The following is a 25,515-nucleotide window of genomic DNA, read 5'->3' as shown; positions in this document are numbered from 1 at the left end:
CCTCCTTGTAGCAGCAATATATATTAATTTATTAGAAATGGTTTTGTTTGTTGAATGTCCAAAGTTTATTAAGGAAAAAGTTCATAATCATACCAACACCGATAGAAAAAATTTGTGAGATAAACTTATTTATGAAAAGTTTATCAACTAATATAAACAGGCTAATTGTATTAAAAGTTAATACAATTAAATTTACAGTTAGGAATTTAAAAAATAATGATAAATCTTTATTTTTCGATTCAAAAACCCAATTTTTGTTCCAATAATAACTGTTAGCAACACCAATTAAATAAGCAAAGCAGTTAGCAATAAGGTAATTCATACCAATTTTAATAAGAAATATATAGCTAATAATTGTGATAAGCGTATTTAATACTCCTATTAAGCTAAACTTTAAAAATTTCTTCATAATGTAGTATCCTCATTTTTATAAAAGATATAAAAAATACAGTAAATATATGTAAAATAACCATCTTAAGTTTTTGTATAAATCGATGATTACTTTAACGATTTATTATTTAAGCCAAGTATTTGCAGTGGCTAATTGTATGACATCGGAATTGAAGACAAATTAAGGAGTGGCAAGGTTGTTTACAGGATTTTCTAATTTTTCAACACGTTTTATATATGCTCTCTATGGGATTTTTGCTGCGGTATTAATATTTACTTATTTTACAGATATAAAAAAGATAATTATATGATTTTATTATTGGGTTTTCTAGTTTTATGTACGTTAGGAACCTTTATGTTAAGAAAAGGTTCTTTATATCTTGAAAAGTTAAATGAAAAGGCTACACTAAAACATTTTTTTAATAAGGCAACCGTAGTGTGTAATGGTAAATAATCAAGTTGTTGTAGTAAATGAGGTCATTTATAGTACAAAAAAGGATAGATAAAGCAATGTTTACTATGCTCATCTATCCTTCATTTTTTATCCCATATAGTATCTGACATTAAATAGAAATGTATTATTATATTTCTTGCCTTTTAATAAAATTATTAAAAGGGGGCTTTTTTAATGATTAAATCTAAGTATCACTTCTGAAAAATATGTTTTATTTTTTCACCTGGCACATTACTCCCCCCTCTTCCTTTTACATCTTCAATCATCATTGTAACAATCATATTCGGTGCATTTGCATCGAAAGCCGCAAACCATCCGAGTTCTTTTCCATCTGCTTCTTTTGATTCTTTTAGTTCTGCCGTACCTGTTTTACCAGCAAGAGTCATGTCATCAATCTTAGCAATTCTCCCGGCACCATCAGAATCATTAATTACTTTTATTAACGCACTTTTTAATATTCTTTGACTTTCTTTAGAAATCACATTCTCTTTCCAATTCTTCACTTCTTTTTGAATCAGATGTGGAGATGGAATATTCCCTCCATTTACAATTGGCGCATATGTTAAAGCTAAATGAAGAGGTGTCATTAATACTTGTCCTTGACCGTATCCTGTATCTGCCAATTGAATATCGTTTTTAATCCTATCTTTTGCAATTATTGAAATAGGAAATTCGTATTCAATTGGCAACTTTTCATGAAATCCGAACTTCTTAAGCATGCTTTCATACTGATCTTTTCCTATTTTTAAAGCTTGTTGTGCAAAATAAATATTGTCAGAGTACTTCATTGCCTTATCGAAATCAAGTGGACTAGCATCTTTCACACGTGTTACATAATAATTTCCCCATGATGAATCTTTTGTCCACTTTAATCCTTCAATTTTAAACTCTTCTGTTGGATTAATAACGTTTGCTTCCAGGCCGATTGCCCCTGTAATTGTTTTAAATACAGATCCTGGTACAACTGCCTGTGTGAAACGGTTTATCATTGGATTTTTCAAATCATTATTCCATACTTCACGTTGCGCTTTTGATGCCCCTCTAACTATTATATTTGGATTATAAGCAGGACTACTTACAAGTGCAATTGTTTCACCTGTTTTTGGATTAATCGCTGCACTAGATCCTGCTTCATTTTTCATTTCATTATAGATTTTTTCTTGAATTGAGACATCAATTGTTAATGTAACATTCTCTCCATCTCTTGCTTCTGTTTTTGCTAAGTTTTTAATCTCTTTTCCGTTCTCATCTTCCATAAATACGCGTCCACCCTTTTCACCGCGCAATTTATTTTCTAAGACTTTCTCTAACCCTGTCTTACCTACTAAATCATCTGCTTGATATCCTTTTTTCTGAAGCAATTTTAACTCTTCTGCATTTACTTTTTCTATATATCCCGTTAAGTGTGCTGCAGCTTCTCCTAATGGATATGTACGAACTTTTACCGGACGAGACGAAACACCTTCCAATGAAATATAATCACTTTGTGTTTGTCCTTCTGGTAAAATACCAATTGGTACATAGGAATCTGGTTTGATCCATTTCGCTGTAAGCTTCTGGTCGACTTCTTCAACAGACATATTAAGTAATTGCGCTATTGTTTCTTTCGTTTGTGTTGAAGTATCTCCTAATTTTTCTGGAATAATTCCAACCTCAGTTGCCTTTCCATTCATTACAAGCCCTTTTCCATTTCGATCATATATTTCACCGCGTTTTCCTTGCTCTGTCTGCAGACGGACTTTATAATTTTTTTTCATCCCTGGAAAGATAAAGTCTGGGGTCCAATTTATTTTCCAAGATTTCTTATCTCCATCTTTTTCTTGCACAAGTTTTGCTTCATGCGAGAAAGAAATTTCTCCTCCTGCTGTATCCATACTCACATTAAATAGAACAATCTTATTTTCCGTTTTATCTTTAATTACTTCCTTTCTTTTAACTTTTAAATTTTCAACTCCAATACCTTCGTAAATTTTTTCATTTTTCTCTGTAAATTCTTTTTTTGAAATGGATTCTTTTGCGTGTTCTGACAGGTGATCATACATATCTGCAAATTTTTTGTCATTCCATAATTTTATATATGTTTCAAATGCTTGTTCTGAAGTTTCACCTTTATTGCATCCTACCAATATAAATGTGAAACAAAAGAAAAGTAGTACCCATATTTTTTTCAATTCAAACTTCTCCTTTAAATAAATCAAAATAGCTTAAATAATTCTTATAATCCGTTTTACATAAGTAACTTGCTATAAATAATGTACATCCGCTCGTTTTCTACTGATTCATATGAATCTGAGATTTAATAATGTTCTATATCTTGTTAACAAAGTTATTATTAAAAACATGTGAAATAACAACTATACTAGCTGCTACTCCACAAATTTCCTTTCATTCTTTTAGTCAAAAAAACTCTTATATAAAAAGAATGAAAATTTAATAAGCCCGCATCAATCAGAATTTTACGCGCAGCCATTCTCCACCTAACTTCTTTACTTTCACCAAATTTTCAGGTGATAGTCTTACTGCCTGCGAATCGTGATAAACAAGATAACTTAGATTCAAGTAATCATTACCTTCTCTACAGAGAACTAAATTTCACTATTACTGATTAGGATTCACTATATTAGTAGCTTCACCACTCATACGTTGCTTTTTCAAATCAAAGTATATATCTAATATATCCTTTCCAATTAATGAATTAATACCGCCTTTATCATTATGAACCCAAGGTACTACTACAGAAAATGCTATTTCCGGATTATCATATGGAGCATATCCAACTAATGTTAAATTGTAACACTCAATACGTTCTCCCTTTTCATTCCTTCCAATTTTATTATCTCCTCCATATACTGTCTGAGCTGTTCCTGTTTTCCCAGCTGGTTTATATGGAGCTTTTTGGAAATATTTCACTCCAGTTCCATCGCCTTCTTGAAATACCCATCTAAAGCCCTCTTTTACTCGATCAATATACTCCGATTTCACATCCACTCGATTTAACACAACAGGCTCTATAGATTGTACAACTTTCCCAATCTCTTCTTTTTTTGTTGTTTGTTCTCGAATCTCTTGGACAATTTGAGGCTGCATTCGATATCCACCATTTGCAATGGTTGAAATATATTGTGCCAACTGTAGTGGTGTATACGTGTCATACTGCCCAATAGAAAAATCTAATAAAAATCCAGGTTGGCTATCTTTCTGCCTCGTTTGCCCAGTTATTTCATTCGGTAAATTAATTCCTGTTGGGACGCCTAAACCAAATTGTTTAAAATAATAACGCATAGTGTCAAATGCCGCTTGTTTAATATCCAATGAACTATTTGGTATATAATTCACTCCAGCTATTTGTAGCGCTGTATGAAACATGTATACATTAGATGATACTTGTAAAGCTCTTAAATCATTAATGTTTCCAAATCCGGATACATTCCATGATTTTTTAACTCTCGTACCTTTAAACTTCATAGGTGTGTCATAAAATTGAGTCCCAGGTTGTATAGCTCCTGTTTGGTATCCAGTTAATAAAGTAGCACCTTTAACAGCTGATCCTAACTCATAAGAAGTTACCATGTTGCCTAAAGCAAAATCTTCTACTTCTTCTTTCCCATCTTTTTCTACAAATCTCTTACCAGCCATAGATAAAAGTTGTCCGGTTTTTGGATCCATCATGACAACAAAAGCACGATCCAGTAATGATTCTGAACTCTTAAAAGCTTTTAAATGTTTTTCTATACTTTCTTCTACTTTCTTTTGTAACTCCATATCAATTGTTAAAGTTAAATTGTTACCACTTTTTCCTTTAGAGACTGTTTCCGTTTGAATAACATTTCCTGCTTTATCAATATTATTTTTAACTTCTTTTTTTGTTCCATGTAATACATCTTCATATCGTTGCTCAATATAACTTTTTCCCACGCGATCATTCCGATTATATCCGCGTACCAAATAAGAATCTAAGTGTTCTTTTGGCAATCCTTCTTCAGCACTTGTTATATTCCCTAATACCGAACGGAATAGATCACCATTTACATAATTTCGTTCCCAATCAACTGCCGCATCTATCCCTGGAAATTTTGCTAAGTTTTCACTTATCCTCGTATACTCTTGCTCTGTCACGTCTTTTTTAATAATTTGTGGTGTCATTTGATAACCAGAACTCATTTTACTTTTAATAACTAACACTTTTAAGTCTTGTAGCGTGAGTTCTGCTAATTCTTCTGTGATGCGCTTTCGTCTTAACTCTTCGATTCTCTTGTCTAACTCTTTCCCTTCTATACCCTTTTCTCTTAATTCTTCCTCGTCTTGCTTCGTGACCTTTGCTTTGGCACGCTTCTTATTTAATTGCATCCAAAAATCTTTTTTATCTATTTCAGTTAGTTTATTTATGTCTTCTTCTGATATTTCAAGTATATTTGCAATATCTTTAGCAGTTTTTAAAATGTCTTCAGAGCTTACTCCCTTAAACCTTGTATACGTAATCGTACGAAGTGCTCTATTATCAACAACCGGTTTCCCTTCTCGATCATAAATTTTTCCACGTGGAACTGGAATACTCATTGTTGCGTTCTCATTTTTTTCCACTTGATTTTTATAAGTCTCTCCGTCAACAATTTGTACTTTTCCTAGCTGAACAATAATAGCCGAAAATAGTATAAATACGCAGAAAAAAAGGATGTTTAATCGGATAGATATCGATGTCTTCTGCTTCTTTCCTGTTTGTTTTTTCATAAATCCTCCATATTTTAATGAATTTCGTTCAGATTACAGTTTTGTATGCAAATTTTCGCATACGTTATCCGCTCTTCATACAAAGAAAACTAAAAAGTAGCGTTTCATTCATTGAATGAAACGAATAGGTGAAGATGGAATCGTTCCTCTATTTACATAAAGAATAAGAGAAACTGCATTCAATCATAAACAGTTCCCCTTATTTTTTATCCATATATCTAAAGCAGGAGTTAGAGCGTTCCTTTATATTAAATGTCCGTCATATCACATTAACTTTCGTTATTTTTTAATAAATTCAATGTATGAGTAAATAAACGGTTATCTCCGGGATCTCCATGTCCTGGCACAATAATATTTATATCGTTGTATTTCTTTTCTACTTTTTTAATTGCCTTTGACCAATTCGATACATATGAACCTGGAGTTCGTACAATCTCTTGTGTATCTAATGATTTTATTAAACATCCTCCAAATAGGATTTTATACTTTGGTAACCATACTGTAATGTTATCTTTTGTATGTCCTTTTCCTGGATAAAATGTTTCCACGTTTATATCACCAAATCGCATATTATCTCGTTTCTTCAAGTCTCCAAGAGGCTTATCAAAACCTTGTTTCTCTGCTAAATCAGCAGTTAAAGCCGTACTGTGTACCTTGATGCCTTTTTTAGTCAACGTTTTAATTCCTCCTATACGATCGTCATGAGCATGTGTCACAATTGCTTCTGTAACCTCTTTTGTAGGAAATTGCTTTTTCAGCATTTGAAGCAGTTGTTCTGTAAGAACATCATTCCAAGGTGTATCAATCAGTACGAGTCCTTTAGACGTTTCAAGAATTAAACCATTTGCAGGAATACGTGTTCCATTTACCTCCCCGATGCTTGTATGTATCCATACCTTTGGTTGCAACTGTGAAATGGATACATCTTTCTCTTGATCTTTATTTTTTATTTGCTCTACTTTTTCTGCAGCCTGTACAGGAAATATTGAACTAGCAAATTGGTTAAACCCCAATATACTTGCGCATAGACCTACTTTTAATATCATTTTCTTTTTCATTATCATTGCTCCTTTCATTTCTCTAAAAGTGCTATTACACTTAATAGACAACCCAAATGATAAAGTTGTTCCCACATTTACAAAAAAAATAATAAATTTTAATATAGAATAGAATCTTGGTAAGGGAGGATTTTATGTTACATACAAAATCGAAAAGGTGGATAATTTTATCGATTTTTTTCATGTTAGGAGTTGTTTTGACGTTTTTTTTCAAAACGAGTTTTATATCGTTTACTATTACAACTTCTGAAGCTGAAAGAGGAAAAATTATTGACCAAAATGGTGTCATACTAGCCACAAATAAAAAAATAAAATCTTTGTATTATGTCTATAATAATGGTTGTCCAACCAATCAAGAATTAGCGAAGATATCAAATTTTCCAAAACAGTTTTCATCCAAATTTAACCATAAATTTTCAGTATATGACTTACATTCACAAGTACAGAAATCTTGTAAACATCATGATAAAAATGAAATACGATTACATTCAAACTTAAATGATAAAGAGTTCACATTTATAAAAGAAAGTAACTTTCAAAATGTAATAGTAAAAAATGAGTGGATACGTGTTTATCCACATCATGAAATTGCTTCACAAGTAATTGGGTATGTAGACTATGAAAAAAACAACTCTGATTCTAATTATGTTCCTGTTGGTAAAAACGGAGTTGAACTTCAGTATGAAAATGATTTAAAAGGGAAACCAGGAAAAACTCTCACTTTTAAAATAAAAAACAAAAAGTTCTTATGGAACATACAAAGTCCTCAAAGAGGAAAGGATATTCAGTTAGCACTAGACTATAAGCTTCAGCAAAAAACAGAAGAAGCACTAAGATCCCAAATTCAGAAAACACCCGATGCTACTGCTGGTTATGCTGTCGTGATAGATGTTAAAACAGGAGAAATATTAACTATGGCTAACTCGCCAATTTTTGATCCAAATATATTCAATACACCTTTATCATCTTCTGAAAAAGAAAACATCAAATTACTTTCTCAAAATAAAACAATCCAAAAGTTAAAGTATGGTGATTCCTATGTAAATATGGCATCCACTATAAAACCGCTTACTATATTAATTGGGTTAAACGAAAAGCTTTTTCAGCCTGAAGATACGTATTTAGATAAAGGTCGCTTTCAGTATAATAATCAAAATAACATCACCAATGCTGCTGGAACTCCAACTGGTGAGATTACACCGAGTCAAGCTATCATTAATTCATCAAATACATTTATGACAGCAAAAGTAGCAATCCCATTATTCAACAAAAATAATGGCAATTTAGAAAAAGTAGCAACCTTGTGGACAAACTATTTAAAACAATTCGGCCTTCGCTCCAAAACGGGGATTGATTTACCCTTTGAAGAAGAAGGACAATATAAGTTGCATGCATCTAGTAAGTTTGAGAGTGGAATTTCTGCCCTATTGAATGCTTCTTGGGGCGCAAATGAAGTGCACACTCCTCTCCAACTCGCTCATTATGCAGCTACTCTTGCAAATAAAGGAGACAAATACAAACCTCAAATCGTGCATGCTATTATGAAAAATGACGATAAAAAAACGAAAGAATTCAAACCACTTTTAGAAAGTTCTAATCGTTATCCTTCAAGTTCTTGGAATGTCTTACAAAGTGGAATGAGTCAAAATATACAAGAGATTAAAAGCTTGCCCTTTGATGTTGCTGGTAAAACGGGAATAACAGGTTCGCCAAACGAACAAGAAAAAGTTATCAATCATTCTCTATTTATTTCATATGCTCCTACTAAAAATCCGCAAATTGCTGTTTCTGTCATTATTCCTGGTGGTAATTCTGAAACAAATAGTGCAGCCCTTGTTGCAGCGGAAATTTTAAAGGATTGGCATACTCTTCAAAAAGAAATTAAAAAATAAAGAGAAAGGTTCACTTTATTGAACCTTTCTCTTTTACCATATAGAATCTATACTCTTTATTTTCCACATACCATCATTTTGTTTTTCAAAAACGAAAGAATATTGGATATCTATTGAAACATGATCTTCTTTTACATAGCCAGTATAACCATTCATTGTAGTTATTTTTATATATCCATCATTCTTCACTTTCTCCGGAATCCATGCTTTTACAGTTTCGTTAGATACCCGATATAAAACGCGTGAATCCTGTTTTGGTTGATTTAAAATTTTTGTTTCTTCACCAACAACAGTAGCATATAAAAAACGTTCCTGCTTCTTTTGGTTACTTTCTGCCAATCCACTTGGTATTTTATATACTGTTTTCGTATCATTCACAAATTCTCCCCCCATTGCAAGAGCTACTTGTAAATCATGAAAAATACTATCATCAAACTTCCATTCATTTTTACTATACTGTTCTCCTTTAAAAACAAATTCTTCATCCAGTACTCTATATAAATCGTTCTTATTTTTTAAGCTCGTGTTTTGATTTAATTCATCCATAAATTGTTTTAGTGATTGATCTTGATTGGATTCATCTTTCATCTTCACTTCAATTTGAGTACTACTTTGCACAGGCGGTTCATTTTTTCCAAGCCAGAATTGTTGGAAGTTAAACAGCACAGCCGTAAAAACTAGAACAGCTGCAACAGTGAATGTCTTTATACGAAATGGCTTTCTAAATTTAGGATAATCTTCCTCCCTATTTTGGGATATAGATTGTTTTATTTTGCAAATAAATTCCTCTTCGTCTTGAGGCTGTTTCATCGGCCCACTTTTTAATTCTTTATACCAATTCGGCTTTCTATCATTGTTCATAATTCATCCTCCGCTAATATTTTTGAAACTCGTGCACGAGCTCGATGCAGCCTAGATTTCACAGTTCCAATAGACACCCCTAATGTTACAGCAATTTCATCATAAGATAATTCATATTTTGCCTCTAATATTAATACTTCACGATGTTTTTGTGGCAATTTTAATACAATATCCCAAACTTCATTCATAGTTTCTTTTTGCAAAAATTGTTTTTCTGCTGAAGGATATTCCTTATCATTCCGAAAGAAACTTACTAAAGAAATCCTCTTAAAATAGGAGGACTTCAAATAATTTAAAGCTGTATTCCTTGTAATTTTTAATAACCATGTCTTAACAGATGACTCATTTCGAAATGAATCCCACTTTTTAAATACTTTTATAAACACCTCTTGCGTTATATCATCTGATAAATGTGTATCTTTTGTAATTATAAATGCATAATTCCATACATCTTGCCAGTACTCTCTTATAACATAATCAATTTCGTCATGATTGCAATTTTCAATAACCTTATGTTCCATCTCAACACCTTAAGCTTATTTGCATAAGCATAAACACCTTTCCTCATGTTTTATAATTGACTCCATTATATAGACAAGACAAAAACTTCTTTTGTTCCATTTTCTATTAAAAATTATACTTAAGAGTTTTGTCATCAAAATCCCAGATACTTGTCTGCAATCTTTTAACATTTGACACATTAATTGCATCTCTTTTTCAAGTACTCACATATCCAATTACTTGTATAGAATCTACCATTACTGTGCAACAGTTTGTATCATTTAGAATATGTACATTCACCTTATATGTGGATAGAATTATCATTTCATGTCTATTTTGCTTAGCGTAATTTTCAAAAATACTAACGATGCCTATCAAGATCGAGTCTCAAAAGGACTTTCTCTCGTGTTGTTTACATGTTTCATATTATTTGTGTTTGTTTAAACATTTACTCTTACGAATTAAATAAAAAAGTACACCACTACATATCGTGTGATGTACTCTTTTCATATATTATAGACAAGACATTGATATAAAAAAACTTTATGACACTTCTATGTCTTTTATTTCACAAAATGTATTTCCTTTTTTGATTAAGACTGCTGATACGCAGACTTCGATGATTTCACATAATAAACAGCATGCTCCGATTTCAAAATATGATCTGGCTTCGGTTTCCCACGACTTGCTCTATGACCAGCTAAATGCTCTTCACTTGTCTCCCAGTTTTTCCATGCCTCTTCAGATTCCCAGCGAATCATTACAACGACTTCTTCGTCTCCTCTTCTCGCTTTCTTAACGAGAACACTTAAATCGATAAATCCTTCAAATTTTTCAATAATGCCTTCTCCAGAAAAACGCTGAACAACAAGATCTGAAGTCCCTTCTTTAACTGTAATTGTTTTTGTTTCAATAAACATATATTCCACTCCCTTTATTTACAAATCATATTCGTATTTCTTTATTATAAATGATTATGATAATTACTTTCAATTAAAATGATTAAGCTGATTTTTCTTGAATGGATTCATCAAGAAATTTAAAATACGGAAGCACTATTCCAGCTAAAGAAGTTACACATATGATAGATCCGATTAATACATATAGCGCCCTTACTCCCCACAATTCACTCAATATTCCTCCAATTAAAACACCTAGTGGCATCGCACCCCTTATTAAAAATAAGCGTACCGAAAATACTTTCCCCATCATATCATTTGGCACAGTTTGCTGGCATATTGTCGTGTTATGAACATTAAAAAACGCCATACATACACCCGCTACAACTTCGATAATGACCGCTATAATGACGCTATGATTGAGACCTAATGAAATGTAGGTTATGCCACCTATTAATAACGCCCCAAGCATGAGAAGACGCCGACTACGATGCTGCACTTTCCCAACAAGTATAGAGCCAATAACATATCCAAGGGGAAAGCCTGCCATAAAATATCCAAAATCAGCAAAACTTGCCGATAGTTCATCAATTATATATGGAAGATTGATAACCATCGTTACGCCGACTCCAAATTGAACAAATGTGAGAAAAACACCTAACCAAACGATAATGGGTTGTTTGAAATAATATGCGAATCCTTCAATAGATTGCTTTAACCAACTTTTACGAACAGTTTGAGCTACTCTATGTTCCTGGATAAACAATAGTAAAGTACCACTTATAAATAGAAGAAAACAAACGAAAAATAAAGTTAGCTTTACTCCTATAAACTCAACAACAATTCCCCCTAAGACAGGAGCTAAAAACATCATAAGACGAATCATACCATCAATATAAGCGTTCGCTGTTTGTAACTCTTCCTTAGATACAATTGTTGGTGTAATTGCTTGATTTGCTGGTACATAAAGTGGCGTGATAAGACCAACTATGATTTGTACAACAAAAATATGCCACGTCTCTACACTTCCAGCGGTCATCATCAATAGAGGGAGTAAAAAAGCTAATCCACGTGTCCACTGAGATACAATCATAATCCGTTTCCGGCTCCACTTATCAATGAAAGGACCAATGACAAGTTGTAAAAGAAGCGATGGGATAAAGTAAAGTAGCCACATACTTCCTAAGGCCATTTTTGAGCCCGTTAATTGATAAATAAGAATGGAATTACATAGTGTACCGAATGCGCCGCCTAATTCAGAAATCGCACTACCAACCCACATAAAGAAAAACGATCGATTTTTTAAAATATTTCTCCCCATTTTGCACCAACTTTTCTTTTTATTTCGCCTCCTATTTTGCGTATTCTATAAAAGTAAAATCATTTTATCTTTTACCTTTGGATGTAAAAATTCATAATTAACGATTTAAATAGAATTCTAACTCTTTTGAAATAGCCTCTAATGCTTTCTTTTTCAAAATATACTTTGCATCTTGAATATCAACTAACTTCGCTGATCTTAAAATTTTCAAATGATGATGAATGGTCGATTTTCCAAGGTTTAATTGTTCTGTTATCTCTTGCAATGTACGATTTTTTTCAAATAACAATTTTACAATTCTCAATCTTGCTTCATCACCCAATGCCTTATGTTTATGAACTAAAAAATAACTTGGCTCATATGGATCTTCTGGATGTATACTTTCATTTGCGATTGGATAATGAAATATTTTTGTATTTTCTATATCAGCTTCGATGTTCCAAGGTCGGTACGTATATTGCGGGATAAGCAGAACATGATGTACACTTGGCTCTGGAAAATATGTAACACCGCCCGTTGCCCATTCAACAAACTCTTCTGCCTGCATCTTTTCGTTCAATTGACATTTCGTTTCATAGTCTTGTTTTAATATAAATGATAGCTTTTCCCCTTCAGGTTCAATAACAGCTTCATACCAGCCAGTCATCACTGCAATCAAATGCTCTTTAAGCATTTTTATATCCACTTTACAAATAAAATCAATGTAAGCAGGGAAAAATGGATTGCTACTTGTGATTTCTTGTAACTCCCGGACTGTTTCTATCTCTCCATTTGCTGCGTTCTTTCTCATTTCTTGATATTTATGGCCAACAAACGGAATGCATATATACTTGAAATCCTCTTCTAATAACGAGTTGATATACTGGTTAAACGCAGGTAAATCCGTAAAATCTTCTTGATATAATAGTTGCAGCAGCGCTTTCCATGTATTATGTTTCTCCACGAAATGTAAATGCTCTATCATTTCCGTTGATAATAATTGTCTGATCTCCTCCCACTCACTTGGAGATTTTTCTAGCGTATCAATTAGCCCTGTATTCGTGATGGCCGCAATTCCGAGTGCACATTCAAAAAGGATTGAATACTTTACTTGAACGTCATATGTCTCTCTTTTTCTACTTGTCAAATTCAATACTTCCATTCTATCCCTCCTTATTTTGCTATGTATTAAATTCTACAAATATCGAATTTAACCTTCTATGATTTTAGAATTTTTAAAATAAATTAACAAAACAAAATTATATTATCAATTTATGGATATAATTAATGTTATAATATTTTAAAAGTTTCGGAGGGGAACATGATGAAAGGAATTAAAAAGGAGATACAAACAAACGACCAAGCGATTAGTTTTACACATATAGAAATGGGTTTCAAAACGATTTGCTTTATGTTTTCAGGTTCAGGTTACAATTACGATAAACCTTTGTTTTATTATTCGACGATGTTAATGCTCCAAAACAAAATCGATGTTGTCCATATTCATTACTCCTACGATAAACAAATGATGGAAAAACCGATTGATGAAATAACAAAAATAATGATGGATGATATTCATCCTGTGATTGTAGATGTTTTAAAAAATGGGCAATACAGTAATTCGATTTTTTTAGGAAAATCACTCGGAACAATTCCAATTGCGAATAATTTAATGAAGAGAGAGGAATTCTTAAAGTCAAAAATGATTTTACTCACCCCTCTCATACATTTCGATTCGATTTTTAACTCTATCTTGAATAGTCGGCATAAAGGGCTTTTCGTTATCGGGGATAAAGACCATTATTACAATGCAAATAAAATTGAACAATTAAGTAAATCAAATGTAACGATTGATGTTCTCCCAAATGCAAACCATTCCATGAATGTTGGAGAATTTGAAACAGCCCATTCAATTTCAGTTGTTTCAAGAGTGATAGAAAAACTTCAAGAAACCGTTAGGAGTTGCTAATATATATATATATATATATATATTAGGATAGTAATTGTGTCATAGCCATCCAGTAAAAAAATAAACTACCTGCCCCAATTCAGCATAGGGAACAGGTAGTTTATTTTTTTACTCCGATCTACAACAGTAATCCAATTCAGCACGGTAGACTGCTAATTCTTTAATCATTTATCCAATTTCCAGATTCATGAAAATAATACTTTTTACTATCGTTAACGTAAATACATAAAGGCATAAAATCATAATTTCATGACTTGTAAAAAAAGAGCATTACGTGGTGAGTTGTTAAAAAGAAAATAGCCTAATAAAAAAGGTTTAGGAATACAGATTGCTAGTCCTAAATAAAACATCATACATAATAGACTAAAAGCGGGCTGAAGATAAACCGTGATGATAGCTTGTAAAATTGCAATTATGACAGAAGCTATAATGAAGCGAACTAAAAGTATTACGTTGATTTTACTACTCTAAGCGATATCACCAGTAGGCATTTGAGACAAATGCACTTCAATGTAAAAGGTGCTGAAAAGAGCTTAAATAGTGTCTCAAAACTCATCTTTAAATCAAATTCTCAATTCAACTCGTGTTATGGAGTTTTGAGAATCCCTTAGCGTATAAAAACGTTAAAATGTGCGTCCTACCCCTTATTGAATGGAGGAATCTTTACCGCAATAATTACAGCACAAACAAAAAAAGCCGCATTTGCGACTCATGAACTTATAGAACTAACGCATGCGTTAGTTGAATTACTTACCGTTTAATCGCATCAACAATTAGCGATGGAAAACCAAGTTTATCTCCTTGATTTCTAGAATCATACCTTTTTGAACGGAAAATAACACCATCGTTCGCATCCCATTCGTTGTAATAAAATTGCCCATTTTCATCACAATATTCAAGTAAAACTACTTCAAATCCAGCAGTTTCAAACATTTTAGTTAATGTTTTATAATTATGAACTATTTTATGGCTTGCAGCTGGATGGTCTTTAGGTCCAGGTCCGCCTACTTTAACTATATTTTGGTAGGTTTCATCTGGGAAAAATGCATCAGGGACGCCACAACGAATATGACCTGATGGTTTTAAAAATTCATAACAAATTTTAGCTGCTTTTACACCTTCTTCAAAAGTAAGATGTTCCCATACATGCTCAGCTAAAATAGCTGAAATGGAATTATATTCAAATCTTTCTTCCCAGGTAGTTTCAACTAATAAGTTAAGTTCATCTTCTTGAGTTTGAATCCAACCTGGATTATTGTTAAATGCTCCAGCTCCAACTACTACTTTAATTTCGTTTTGTTTTATTACCATCACTTTCACCTCATAAGAACTTTAATTCATTTCCCATAACAATAAATAATTCGATATATACAAATTAAATAGCATTACTAGGATGAAAATGTGCTTCTCGTTTTGGGGTATTTCTTATCTCTAGGTTGATGAGCATGTGCTCTATCCATTTATAATCAAATCAGCCTTATGTTTCAGATTTTCCATTTTTAAATAAAAATCCTCCGCTTTCCAATACCTCTGCTCAAACTTCGGACGATTCTTTCGCGTTTCTTCACTTTCACGCAGAAATCTTTGTTCTCTTGGGCAATCTAAATACACCATATAATCAAAGTATTCTCGCCATTCTTTCCGCTGGATAAAGACACCTTCTATTACGATTACACAAAAATTCGGTATAATTGCCTCTTTCGTTTCACATGAATCCGTTTGATGATTATAGAACGGTAGATATAGCTGGTTTTCCATCTTTAATTTTTGAAACAACTGCTTTTGCAACCATTCCACATCCCATTGCAATTGATAGTACTCATACCATTCTTCATATGTAGTATGATAGCGTTTATCGCTCTCTACAATATGATCATCCATATGAAAAATATGAAGCGAAATACCATTTTGTTTCAATTCGCCCTCTAGCTGCTTCACAAATGTTGTTTTCGCTGAACGGCTCAAACCATCTATTCCTAAAACAAGCCGATCACTCGAGTTTTTAGTAATTATTTTTGTTAATTCATTTACACACATTCTTTTTGCCAGTCTTCTTTTAGTAACGAATAAATTACCGTATCATGAGCTACACCATTTTGAATCATATATTTTCGAAGTAATCCTTCCTCTTGAAATCCAGCCCTTTTCAATAACCGATGTGAAGCTTCATTTTCTGTATAAACAACTGCTGCGATTCTTATGAGCTGCATCGTTTCAAATCCATATGTAAGAATTGCCTGCATTGCCTCGGATGCATACCCTTTTCCCCAATAAGTATCATCTAGTTCGTAACCAATCTCAGCTCGCTTATGATTTTGATTCATTAAATGAAATCCACATGTGCCGATTAATTGATTTGTTCCTTTTAAATCGATCCCCCAGCGAATGACATTTCCTTCTTCATATCTTTTTCTAAACGTTTGAATCGTATTTTTCACCTGTTCCATGTTTTGAAAAGAATCCATTCCGAAATAACGAATGACGGATTCTTTTTCAAAATACTGAAACATTGTTTCAGCGTCTAATAATGTTAATTCCCGTAATTTTAAACGCTCAGTTTCTAAAATTGGAAATCCCATTCTCTTTCTCCCTCTACTCTAATGAGCTACAAATTTCTATGTAATTACCATCTGGATCAGACACATAAGCAATGGTTTGTCCCCATGGTTTTGTTATTGGTTCTACTAATACCTTTACACCTTGCTCTTTTAATCTAGAAATCGTTTCGCTAACATCCTCCACAACAAACCCAATTTCGAAATTAGAGGATTCTGATGCACCTTTTGGAATTGCTAATCCTGTTAACTCTCGTACATCCTCTCTACTATTCATCGCTAAAATAGTTGCGCCAGTATCAAATTCAATATATGTATCATGTTCCCCTTTTATTGGTAAGCGTAAAAGATCTTTATAAAATCGCAGACATTCTTCATACCGCTCTACATATAAAATGACATATTTCATTTTTAAGTTCATTGTCATCCCCCTTTCAAATTCTCTTCTAAAAATTCGACAAAGGACATAGAAAACCTTGTTTACATTAACGTATTTATAATTATAAACAAAAAAATAAGACCGATTTCTCGGTCTCAAACATATTGGCATAAAACAGGAGATTGGTTTGGACATAACCAGTTCATACATGTATTATATTTTATTTTTTCTGAATTTTAAATACAACAATCGACAATTCATATTGAGAAAGTTTTTTTACAGAAATAGTTAAATATAACTGCTTGTACATCAATACCTTTTACTTTTGAATAAATTTCTTCCTATATAGAAATGCTACAAATGGAGGTGTATACATATGGAACCAATGCTTTGCCCAAACTGTAAAACCAATCGCACTCGCTTTAATATTCTTGAGCAACAAGTCAAACCAGTCAAACTAAATCCACAAACTGGTCAAGTTGAAGAAGAATATACAAATGAAACTATGAATGCTTTTCATATGGCATATCAAGGACCTACATATCGCGTGCAATGTGCTGTATGTGGCCTTGTGGAGAATCCTGAACAGTTTATTAAACTTGCGCAAAATCGATCATTTTAACTTTAGGAAACTCGATTCATCCTTTATAATCCAAAAGGTAACATAAAATACCTCATTACCTTTTGGATTATCTATCAATTACTCGCGTTTAACTACTCCACTCATCTCTTCATATCGCTTTCTTACCTTCTCTTGAAATTGACTATATGCAACTTCCACTTGTTTTCCAAGTAACGTTTTTTCATTCTCCATATCTTCTTAAAACTCACTGTAAAATTACTTTCCCCTTTAATACAAATAATCGAACAAGTACAAGTAAATCTACTATGATATGTAGTAGCATGGATGGATAAATGGATCCAATGGTCACATACAATCAGTGAAATGAAACTGTACTTTTGTTTTGAAACCGCGTCGTTCACAAAACTTCTTTTTTTAATTCTCGTATCTTCCAAAATAACCTTATTAATACATATACATCTATACACCCGCAAATCCCTAGAATAAGTTTTATCCAAATAGGACTATTGACCGAAGGCCCTAAGTAATTCAAATACATCCCTGGTATCATAATGGCAAAGATAAGTGCAAAAAATCTCATTAAATCCATAAGCTTTTGAATCTTTGTTTCTTTCTCAGAATAAATATCAGGTAGTTCATTATCGTTACTTCTTTAGAAAAATAGTGCCATTTCGTAGAGCTTGTTACATGCTTCCAGCCAGACATCTCATATATTTCAATGTATTCTTTTTGATTCATTTGTGAGTTTCGATTATCTAGTTTGAAATCGGCTTTATAAACAACATCCTTCGGCTCCGTTTTCTTGAATGTGTACATAAAATTGCAGTTTTGGAATGCCCAGCCCTTTTGGTGCATTTTTCTTAAATACGCCTCTTCTTTTTCTAGGTTCCACGCCGCAAAAAATTTAAATGTCTTCTTTATCTCCATACTATCTTCACTCCCCTAGAATACTATTCCCATTTTGAACAGAACGTTGTAACCTTTTAAATTCAAGTTCTAACACTTCTCTCCCAAATGGAGTTAACACGTAACATTTCTTTCTATCTGTAGATGCTACTTCAACAATTAGTTTTTCTTTCAATAACTTTGTTGTGTTTCCATATAACGTACCAGGCCCGAGCTTTACTTCCCCATTCGTCATTTCTTCCACCATCTGCATAATCCCATAACCATGCATAGGCTTTACCAATGACAACAAAATATAATACGTTGCCTCTGTCAATGGAATATATTTTTGTGCTTTCACACTCATTATAACTACCTCCGATACATCGGTGTATGATATATCGACTTACGATACATCGTATATCGATATTGTATATCCTATTCCAAATAAATACAACTGAAAACGAAGTGATTTTTAGAAATTTTATATTTATTCTATACAAAAATATTATTATATTAATTTTCAGAAAAATTTGTTAAAATATAACAAATTTAATTTCCTATTTTTTGAAAGGATGATACCTATGATACATACATTAAAAGAAAATATAAGCTCTGTTTTTGTTGGGAAAGAAAATGTGGTTGATTTGCTCCTTGTTTCATTACTTGCGGATGGTCATGTGTTACTTGAGGATGTACCTGGGACAGGAAAGACATTGTTAGCGAAAACAATCGCAAAAAGTATTGGTGGCGGTTTTTCTCGTGTTCAATTCACTCCTGACGTACTTCCGAGTGACGTAACAGGAATTGAATACTTTAATCCGAAAACGAGTGAATTTGAATTAAGGTTCGGACCAGTCATGACAAATATATTGTTAGCAGATGAGATAAACCGTGCTATGCCTAGAACGCAATCTAGTTTATTAGAAGCTATGGAAGAGCGCCAAGTGACTCTCGAGAAGCAATCCACCCTTCTTCCTAAACCTTTTTTTGTTATTGCAACGCAAAATCCAATTGAATCACAAGGGACTTTTCCCCTTCCAGATGCACAGCTAGATCGTTTTTTAATGACTATTTCAATTGGCTATCCTTCTCCAGAAGACGAACTAAAAATGATGCGTCGTTTTCGAAATAACAAACCTTTAGATAGCATTCGTTCTGTTATCACTTTAGAAGATATTTTACAAGTACAACAAAAAGTAAAAGAAATATATGTATCCGAATCGTTAGAGCACTATATCATTCAACTTGCCAACACTTCGCGTAATCATGATTATATTGCCAACGGTGTTAGTCCGCGTGCAACACTTGCCTTAGTCAGGGCGATACAAGCACTAGCCTTTTTACACGATAGAGAATATTGTACACCTGAAGATATACAATTCTTACTTCCTTACGTATGGAAACATCGTCTCATTTTATCGATGGAGGGTGCTCTGCGCACGACAAAACAGAAGTTAATTGAAAGTATTTTAACTGACGTAGACGTTCCTGTGGAGATCGAGCAATCATGAATGGACAACGCGTTGTAACTGTACCTTTATTTTTTCAAACTCATATTATTCAATTAACCATTCCAATCGCTTTACTATTTACGTTTGTGCTACCGCAACGATTTTTCATGTTTCTATTTTTCTTTTATTATTTGTTTGCGTTTTTTATTTATCGATATGTCACTTATATTGAGAACCGGTTCCAAATTATAAATGATAAGCAAATCACTCGTCTCTTTCCAAATGAGACCGGTACATTACATATCCGTTTGAAGAATGGAGCTAAATTACCACTTGTCAATGGCGCATGTTATTTTCATTTGAACCCGTCCTTACTTCCACATACGGACCAAGGGATTACAAAAATCTCGAAGACATTGTTTTCTTTTCCATTTTCCCAACCTGCTCATTCGCAGCAAAATTGGGAATTAACATTAACAGCTACAAAAAGAGGAGTCTTTCAAATTGAACAATTTGAATGTGTTCTTGGAGATCCGTTTCAAATCATATCTGTACATTTACCGATTTTAGATAAATTAAAAATGGAAATTATCGTTTACCCGACTCCTAAAAAAGTAGCTGGTTTACAAGAAATTCAACAATTATTAACGGGATCTTATAAAACAAACTTTTCCTTTTTCCAAGATGAAACATCAATTATTGGAGTAAAGCAATACGAACGCGAATCTTTTCGCTCCATCCATTGGAAGGCATCCGCAAAAATGCAAAGTTTACAAGCAAAACAATATGAACCCGTTAAAAATTATAGCTGGACAATTTGTCTTTCGTTAGCTGCCGAGCGAGGAATCGGCTGGAAACATAATATTGAAGATCTCATATCTTTTGCAACATATATTTGTCAATACGCAACAAAACATCAAATTCCGTTTGAATTATTTATTAGTGTTTTAGTAGAAGGTGGCCCTATACATTTACCAGTAAATGAAGGGCATATGCACTATGCGAAAGCATTAGAAGAGCTAGCTCGTGTTTCAGATGACAGTACGTTACTACCACAGCAAGGATTTCTTCACTATATACTGCGAAAAAGAGAGCGTTCTTCAACAATGATTTATCTCGGTATTCCTAAGGAACATGTACCTCTCACAATGCAGCCTACTTTTCTCATTCATCATGAAGGGATGGTGGAACCATTTGAAAATGCGACTACAATACGTTCATGATTTCATTCTCCTTCTGCTTCTTTCTCTACTTACGGAAAGAGATGAAATGATAAGTATAGGGATATTTTTATCAGTTAGTTACATAGCATTATTTGCTATAAATACATTTATAAAGAAGAAAAATGAGGGATTAATTGCACTCTTAATCCTGCAAATTATTGGCTGCGCTGTTTTTCTATCGTTTTCTGTTTTAGGTACAATACTTTTACCGCTATTCTTTTTTATCGTACATACAACAGAGTTCGGTTCTCCAGTCCAAAAATCAATTGGTGCTATTGTATGGTTTATAGTTTCAGCGTTATTTTATCCTCTATTTCCGCCTTTATGGAAGTTGATGTTACTAGTATTGCATATTCTACTAACCTTTTGGCTGACTGGAGCAAATCGAAACCAACAACTAGTACGCTTTATTTCTATCATTACTATTGGAATCATCAGCGCTTTGCTTATCCCAATATTTCCGTATATTCGTCTGATTTTATCTTATATTGTTGAAAAAATCGCTTTAGGGTTTGGTTTTGCTTTAAGCCCACTGTTCTCAGCAGCTGAATTAAAAGATACAGATGATTTTTGGAATAATAAGGGGCAGTTAAATAAACCACAAATTGAAGAAGGTAGTCCAAAAGAATTTGATCCGATAATTGTAAATAGTATTACAATTATCATTATCACTTGTATCGCATTTTATATCATTTGGAAAGTATATAAAAAGCGCGAGTATTTTAAATTACCTACTATCCCTGTTTTCGAATCTATTTTAATTACAGATAAAGAAGGAACAAACCCAAAACCAATACGATACAATAAACCACCAAAAAATGAAATTCGCAAAGAAATTTTCAAATTAGAAAAAAAGCTGAAACCACCTTTAAACAGAAATCGTGGTGAAACGTTTGACGCGTGGATGGAGCGAATTCGAAAAGAAGAAGGTGTCTCTATTCAATCTGGTACAATTATAGAAACGTACAACGCCGTCCGATATGCTGATCAGGAAAATCAAGAACTCTTCCGGCAATTTAAAGAAGAAGTAAATAAACTATACGCCTATCAAAAGACGTTAAAAAAGAAGAAAAAATAAAATGAAACCTTGATTACTCTATTTTAGAGTTATCGAGGTTTCATTTATTGCGTGAAGATCTTTATTTATTATTCACTTCGTGTCCTTCATACACTTTAATATCCAAAGGAGCCGTTAAAAATTGATTTGCTTTACTAACGAAAGAAGTAAAATGTTCACTCGCATTATGGCTAGCAACTGCTTCTGCGTCTTGCCAAACCTCTACCATTGTATAAACACTCTCTTTTTTCGTATCTTTATATAAATCATAAGATACATTTCCACTTTCTTCTCTTGAACCACGAATCAATGGTTGAATTTCTTCTACAAATGCTTGTTGTTTTGCTGGATTTACTTGAAATACTGCGTGAATGATAATCATATTGTTTCCCCCTCATATTCTACGTGTCTTTATAAAATTACTTCCACTGAGCAATTTTATCAATCGGTAAACGAACTGATTTGTATCCACTATCAGCTGCTTTTCCAATTGAAATCAACATAACTGGTACATAGCGGTCTTTCTCTAATCCGAATGCTTCTGCAATTTTATCTTTCTCAAAACCACCAATTGGACATGTGTCGTATCCATGAGCGCGAGCCGCCAACATAAGTTGCATAGCCGCAAGACCACCATCAATTAAAACTGTATCTTTCATCACTTCCGGTGTAACTGTAGAGAAATAAGCTGAAAGTTTCCCCATTTGATCTTCTTTCACTTCAGCTGGCATGTAACCACGTTCAACTGCTGTACCATAAATCTCTTCCGCATTATCAAAGTTTTGTAAATCACCAAATACAGCAATCATGGCTGATGATGTTTCTACTTGAAGTTGATTAAATTTCGCAAGTGGTGCAAGCGTTGCTTTTCCTTCCGCACTATCAATTACAAGAAAGCGCCATGGCTGCATATTAACTGAAGACGGTGCAAGTGTTGCCTCTGTCAGAATTTCTGTCATTTCTTCTTTACTAATTTTTACAGATGTATCGTATTTACGAATCGAACGACGTCCTGTCAGAATTTCTGTAAAGTCATTTGTTTTTGTTACGTTACTCATAGGTGTATTCTCCTTTTGTTATCTCATATTTAAACTTCTTTTATATTTTCTTGAATGCGATTTAACATATTTAAAAGGTTATCACGCTCTTCCTCACTTAAACCTTTTAGCGCTGAAGCTGCAAAACGCTCTTTCTCCTCTTGAAAGGCATGAATTTTATTTCGGCCATCTTTCGTAAGAGAGACTAAAGTAATCCTGTTATCATCTGGATTTTTACGTCTTGTAATCATTCCATTTGCTTCAAGTTGCTTTAAATGCCGCGTAATCGCTGCGTTATCAATATTCACTTCTTTTTGAAGTGCTTTTTGACTAATTTCATCTACTTCATATAACTGAAGTATAAGCTCAAGCCTAGATTGGCTCATACCTGTACAACCTTCAAACTTTGAACTCACTTCTTTATTAAGAAAGTGTAATTTATATAAAATAATCGCTTCCTTTGAGCATGAACTTGTCAATTTACCCCTCCTTTGCAAAGGCATTATATAATTAATTGATATATCAATAATTGATACATCAATTAATATACCCGATTAGAATTTATAATGCAATCTTTTTGTTTATTTTTTGTCGATAATAAAAAATTAAACCTCTTTGCTTTTACAAAGAGGTTTAATCCTTTCGCTCAAATTATAAATTTCTTTTCTTTAACCGGAACATTACCGATGGCCAAAACAGAGAATTTCATCGGGACGTTTAAAGTATCGTAACTAAGTAGAGATTATACTTGAAAACCAATTACTACCCATTCATCGACAACATCCTAGAAATTTACATTGTACTTAGGTGGCTTATTTTTAAACCACAAAGTTGAATTTTCATTTATACAATTCTCACCATTAATTGCTACATAAGCACCCATTCCGTTTGAAAAGAAGCCCAAAGTTGAATTTACATCAATTTTAATGGATTCATCTAATTCCTCGATAATGCCCCAATCATATTCACAGAAATTTGATACTTCATCTTCAGGAACTAACCCATAGTATGACTGGCATAATAGTAGAAACCAATTTGCTTTCAACTCGTATTCCGAAACTTCACAAACAGGAAATAAAAAGAGCGCTCTATCCAGATAAGCTCAAAAAAACAGTTTTTGTAAACAGTCTGATCTTGTGCAAATTATTAGTGAAAAGTGAAGCTATTAATCGTCTCTTAGCTAATTGTTGATGATAGCATATTTATTATTCCCGAAGAACATTTGATCCCATAAACCCTCAGCTTTATAAATTTTTTTCACACCATTCAATTCATGAGTCAGGTGAACATCCCCTAAGATACGAGTATAGGTAGGGTTAGCCCCTGACTTTTTGGCTATCAAAGCCTGAGTAGAATCCAAATTGTCTAATAAACTTATTGAAACAATATCCCTATTTCTAATAAATTCTACTGTATAAGACTCAAACCTTGAAATAGGTTGAAGGTATATTAAATGGTTATCCATAAACTTTTTAGTTTCGGGATGTTCTATAATATTTTCTCTCTGAATTTTAGTAAGAGATTGATCGTCCGATATTATTTTTCCATCTTTGGCTAACATAAACACAGGTAACCTTTTGTAGTTATAATTCTTCTCAGCAATAATGTCGCAAGCAATGATGTCAAAACCATCAACTTTAGCTCTTCCCCAATACCAATGATTCATCAATTTCTCCATGCCGATATTGCCCCAGTTATGATCATGGTAACCAGTCCCATTTAATTGAATCATTTTATCACCAATAGTCAAAGTAGCTTTGATTGTCGCGGATGGTTGAGCAATAAACCATGCAAAGAAGTGCTCATCTTGGTCTCCGTAGAACCAATGACCGGTGTTTGGACGCCACATCGGTAATTTTGACGTCATTACAGCATGATATTTAATATATCCTTCTTCAAAATGAAGGATATATTGTCCATCTTGGTATTTGAGATAGGATTTGTTGATATTGACATCACAAATATCTTTTTTAGCGTTAAGCCTGCTGCCTTTAGCCTCTTGAGAAGACATAAGGGTTTTGGTGCCATCAGGATGTGTAATATCAATTTGGACTGTAGGCCATGCTGGTCCAAGAACATCAAAGTGATTTTTGGTGTAGAAGGTAGTCACTACAGTTGTTCCGTCCTCAAATTCGGCATCAGTATACCACCACTCAAAAGAACCCTTCCTTCCGTCTGTGCGCATGCCATCCTCTTTTGGCTGCGGTTCTGTAGGATGAATATTTAATTTTCTATAAGTTTCCTCATCATTTGCCAATCTAACTTGTTCTACGTTTACACTCATTTTAAC

The 25,515-nt window shown here is 33.2% G+C and carries 25 protein-coding genes and 2 pseudogenes; 7 read left to right on the top strand and 20 right to left on the bottom strand.

All coding sequences use genetic code 11. The features are described 5' to 3' along the window. Positions 1-31 precede the first annotated feature (31 nt). On the bottom strand, positions 32-409 hold the full coding sequence (locus Y7E_RS0114035) for a GtrA family protein (protein WP_017151893.1): 378 nt from the start codon (positions 407-409) through the stop codon (positions 32-34). A 178-nt stretch (positions 410-587) separates the two neighbouring features. Between Y7E_RS0114035 and Y7E_RS34890 the strand changes: the two are divergent. Beyond that, positions 588-790, top strand: a pseudogene (locus Y7E_RS34890) (glycosyltransferase family 39 protein); the annotation flags it as partial. Positions 791-1,035: 245 nt separating this feature from the next. On the opposite strand, the gene Y7E_RS0114030 reads toward Y7E_RS34890, so the two are convergent. The 3 genes from Y7E_RS0114030 to bla form a co-directional block, all read right to left on the bottom strand. Beyond that, complete coding sequence (locus Y7E_RS0114030) at positions 1,036-3,015, bottom strand: penicillin-binding transpeptidase domain-containing protein (protein WP_017151892.1); 1,980 nt, start codon at positions 3,013-3,015, stop codon at positions 1,036-1,038. A gap of 427 nt (positions 3,016-3,442) precedes the next feature. Continuing rightward, on the bottom strand, positions 3,443-5,572 hold the full coding sequence (locus Y7E_RS0114025; RefSeq protein ID WP_017151891.1) for a peptidoglycan D,D-transpeptidase FtsI family protein: 2,130 nt from the start codon (positions 5,570-5,572) through the stop codon (positions 3,443-3,445). 269 nt (positions 5,573-5,841) lie between these two features. Beyond that, complete coding sequence (bla, locus tag Y7E_RS0114020) at positions 5,842-6,630, bottom strand: subclass B1 metallo-beta-lactamase (RefSeq protein WP_017151890.1); 789 nt, start codon at positions 6,628-6,630, stop codon at positions 5,842-5,844. A 134-nt stretch (positions 6,631-6,764) separates the two neighbouring features. Here bla and Y7E_RS0114015 point away from each other — a divergent pair, with 134 nt between their 5' ends. Continuing rightward, positions 6,765-8,522, top strand: a complete 1,758-nt coding sequence (locus Y7E_RS0114015) for a penicillin-binding transpeptidase domain-containing protein (RefSeq protein ID WP_017151889.1) — start codon at positions 6,765-6,767, stop codon at positions 8,520-8,522. Positions 8,523-8,555: 33 nt separating this feature from the next. Here Y7E_RS0114015 and Y7E_RS0114010 read toward each other — a convergent pair whose 3' ends face one another. From Y7E_RS0114010 to Y7E_RS0113990, 5 genes are all read right to left on the bottom strand, one after another. Then, positions 8,556-9,383, bottom strand: coding sequence for an SH3 domain-containing protein (locus tag Y7E_RS0114010; RefSeq protein ID WP_017151888.1), 828 nt, complete (start codon positions 9,381-9,383; stop codon positions 8,556-8,558). Next, positions 9,380-9,904: an RNA polymerase sigma factor gene (locus Y7E_RS0114005; protein ID WP_017151887.1), complete on the bottom strand. Its 525-nt coding sequence runs from the start codon at positions 9,902-9,904 to the stop codon at positions 9,380-9,382. The genes Y7E_RS0114010 and Y7E_RS0114005 overlap by 4 nt, the downstream gene beginning before the upstream one ends. Before the next feature lie 573 nt (positions 9,905-10,477). After that, positions 10,478-10,804, bottom strand: a complete 327-nt coding sequence (locus tag Y7E_RS0114000; RefSeq protein ID WP_017151886.1) for an antibiotic biosynthesis monooxygenase family protein — start codon at positions 10,802-10,804, stop codon at positions 10,478-10,480. Between the two features lie 82 nt (positions 10,805-10,886). Beyond that, a complete protein-coding gene (locus tag Y7E_RS0113995) occupies positions 10,887-12,104 on the bottom strand; it encodes an MFS transporter (RefSeq protein ID WP_017151885.1) in 1,218 nt (405 codons plus the stop codon). A 97-nt stretch (positions 12,105-12,201) separates the two neighbouring features. After that, on the bottom strand, positions 12,202-13,245 hold the full coding sequence (locus Y7E_RS0113990) for an ArsR/SmtB family transcription factor (RefSeq protein ID WP_017151884.1): 1,044 nt from the start codon (positions 13,243-13,245) through the stop codon (positions 12,202-12,204). 162 nt (positions 13,246-13,407) lie between these two features. On the opposite strand from Y7E_RS0113990, the gene Y7E_RS0113985 reads away from it, so the two are divergent. Continuing rightward, positions 13,408-14,052, top strand: coding sequence for an alpha/beta hydrolase (locus Y7E_RS0113985; protein ID WP_017151883.1), 645 nt, complete (start codon positions 13,408-13,410; stop codon positions 14,050-14,052). Positions 14,053-14,802: 750 nt separating this feature from the next. Here Y7E_RS0113985 and Y7E_RS0113980 read toward each other — a convergent pair. The 4 genes from Y7E_RS0113980 to Y7E_RS0113965 all read right to left on the bottom strand — a co-directional run bounded on the left by Y7E_RS0113980 (position 14,803) and on the right by Y7E_RS0113965 (position 17,028). After that, the gene (locus tag Y7E_RS0113980; RefSeq protein WP_017151882.1) at positions 14,803-15,363 is read right to left on the bottom strand and encodes a class I SAM-dependent methyltransferase; all 561 of its coding nucleotides are present in this window, start codon (positions 15,361-15,363) and stop codon (positions 14,803-14,805) included. A 141-nt stretch (positions 15,364-15,504) separates the two neighbouring features. After that, the gene (locus tag Y7E_RS0113975) at positions 15,505-16,089 is read right to left on the bottom strand and encodes a kinase (protein WP_017151881.1); all 585 of its coding nucleotides are present in this window, start codon (positions 16,087-16,089) and stop codon (positions 15,505-15,507) included. Then, on the bottom strand, positions 16,080-16,631 hold the full coding sequence (locus Y7E_RS0113970) for a GNAT family N-acetyltransferase (protein ID WP_017151880.1): 552 nt from the start codon (positions 16,629-16,631) through the stop codon (positions 16,080-16,082). The genes Y7E_RS0113975 and Y7E_RS0113970 overlap by 10 nt, the downstream gene beginning before the upstream one ends. Before the next feature lie 13 nt (positions 16,632-16,644). Continuing rightward, positions 16,645-17,028 (bottom strand): VOC family protein, encoded by a 384-nt coding sequence (locus Y7E_RS0113965; RefSeq protein ID WP_017151879.1) that lies wholly within the window; start codon positions 17,026-17,028, stop codon positions 16,645-16,647. A gap of 334 nt (positions 17,029-17,362) precedes the next feature. Here Y7E_RS0113965 and Y7E_RS0113960 point away from each other — a divergent pair, with 334 nt between their 5' ends. Next, positions 17,363-17,608 carry a hypothetical protein gene (locus Y7E_RS0113960; RefSeq protein ID WP_017151878.1) on the top strand — a complete coding sequence of 82 codons (246 nt, stop codon included), beginning with the start codon at positions 17,363-17,365 and terminating at the stop codon, positions 17,606-17,608. A gap of 358 nt (positions 17,609-17,966) precedes the next feature. Here the strand turns inward: Y7E_RS0113960 and Y7E_RS29850 are convergent. Beyond that, positions 17,967-18,496: pseudogene (locus Y7E_RS29850) on the bottom strand (DUF2812 domain-containing protein). Positions 18,497-18,503: 7 nt separating this feature from the next. Further along, positions 18,504-18,821: a PadR family transcriptional regulator gene (locus Y7E_RS0113945; RefSeq protein WP_017151876.1), complete on the bottom strand. Its 318-nt coding sequence runs from the start codon at positions 18,819-18,821 to the stop codon at positions 18,504-18,506. Between the two features lie 217 nt (positions 18,822-19,038). On the opposite strand from Y7E_RS0113945, the gene Y7E_RS0113940 reads away from it, so the two are divergent. Genes Y7E_RS0113940 through Y7E_RS0113930 form a run of 3 tightly spaced genes read left to right on the top strand, consistent with a single transcriptional unit; the run spans position 19,039 to position 22,209 of the window. Beyond that, positions 19,039-19,968 carry an AAA family ATPase gene (locus Y7E_RS0113940; protein WP_017151875.1) on the top strand — a complete coding sequence of 310 codons (930 nt, stop codon included), beginning with the start codon at positions 19,039-19,041 and terminating at the stop codon, positions 19,966-19,968. Continuing rightward, positions 19,965-21,131 (top strand): DUF58 domain-containing protein, encoded by a 1,167-nt coding sequence (locus Y7E_RS0113935; protein WP_017151874.1) that lies wholly within the window; start codon positions 19,965-19,967, stop codon positions 21,129-21,131. The genes Y7E_RS0113940 and Y7E_RS0113935 overlap by 4 nt, the downstream gene beginning before the upstream one ends. Then, positions 21,103-22,209 (top strand): DUF4018 domain-containing protein, encoded by a 1,107-nt coding sequence (locus Y7E_RS0113930; RefSeq protein ID WP_017151873.1) that lies wholly within the window; start codon positions 21,103-21,105, stop codon positions 22,207-22,209. The genes Y7E_RS0113935 and Y7E_RS0113930 overlap by 29 nt, the downstream gene beginning before the upstream one ends. 61 nt (positions 22,210-22,270) lie before the next feature. Here Y7E_RS0113930 and Y7E_RS0113925 read toward each other — a convergent pair whose 3' ends face one another. The 5 genes from Y7E_RS0113925 to Y7E_RS0113905 all read right to left on the bottom strand — a co-directional run bounded on the left by Y7E_RS0113925 (position 22,271) and on the right by Y7E_RS0113905 (position 25,509). Next, positions 22,271-22,570, bottom strand: coding sequence for a putative quinol monooxygenase (locus Y7E_RS0113925; protein WP_017151872.1), 300 nt, complete (start codon positions 22,568-22,570; stop codon positions 22,271-22,273). Positions 22,571-22,607: 37 nt separating this feature from the next. Continuing rightward, positions 22,608-23,246 (bottom strand): nitroreductase family protein, encoded by a 639-nt coding sequence (locus tag Y7E_RS0113920; RefSeq protein ID WP_017151871.1) that lies wholly within the window; start codon positions 23,244-23,246, stop codon positions 22,608-22,610. Between the two features lie 29 nt (positions 23,247-23,275). Then, positions 23,276-23,704, bottom strand: coding sequence for a MarR family winged helix-turn-helix transcriptional regulator (locus Y7E_RS0113915; RefSeq protein ID WP_017151870.1), 429 nt, complete (start codon positions 23,702-23,704; stop codon positions 23,276-23,278). Positions 23,705-24,009: 305 nt separating this feature from the next. After that, positions 24,010-24,270 (bottom strand): hypothetical protein, encoded by a 261-nt coding sequence (locus tag Y7E_RS29845; RefSeq protein WP_026049210.1) that lies wholly within the window; start codon positions 24,268-24,270, stop codon positions 24,010-24,012. Between the two features lie 135 nt (positions 24,271-24,405). Beyond that, on the bottom strand, positions 24,406-25,509 hold the full coding sequence (locus tag Y7E_RS0113905; RefSeq protein ID WP_017151869.1) for a lipocalin-like domain-containing protein: 1,104 nt from the start codon (positions 25,507-25,509) through the stop codon (positions 24,406-24,408). Between the last annotated feature and the right edge of the window lie 6 nt (positions 25,510-25,515).

The organism is Bacillus bingmayongensis (genome assembly GCF_000299035.1).
Taxonomy (GTDB): domain Bacteria; phylum Bacillota; class Bacilli; order Bacillales; family Bacillaceae_G; genus Bacillus_A; species Bacillus_A bingmayongensis.
The sequence above is the reverse complement of the archived record's forward strand: the minus strand, read 5'-3'. Positions and strand labels throughout refer to the sequence as shown.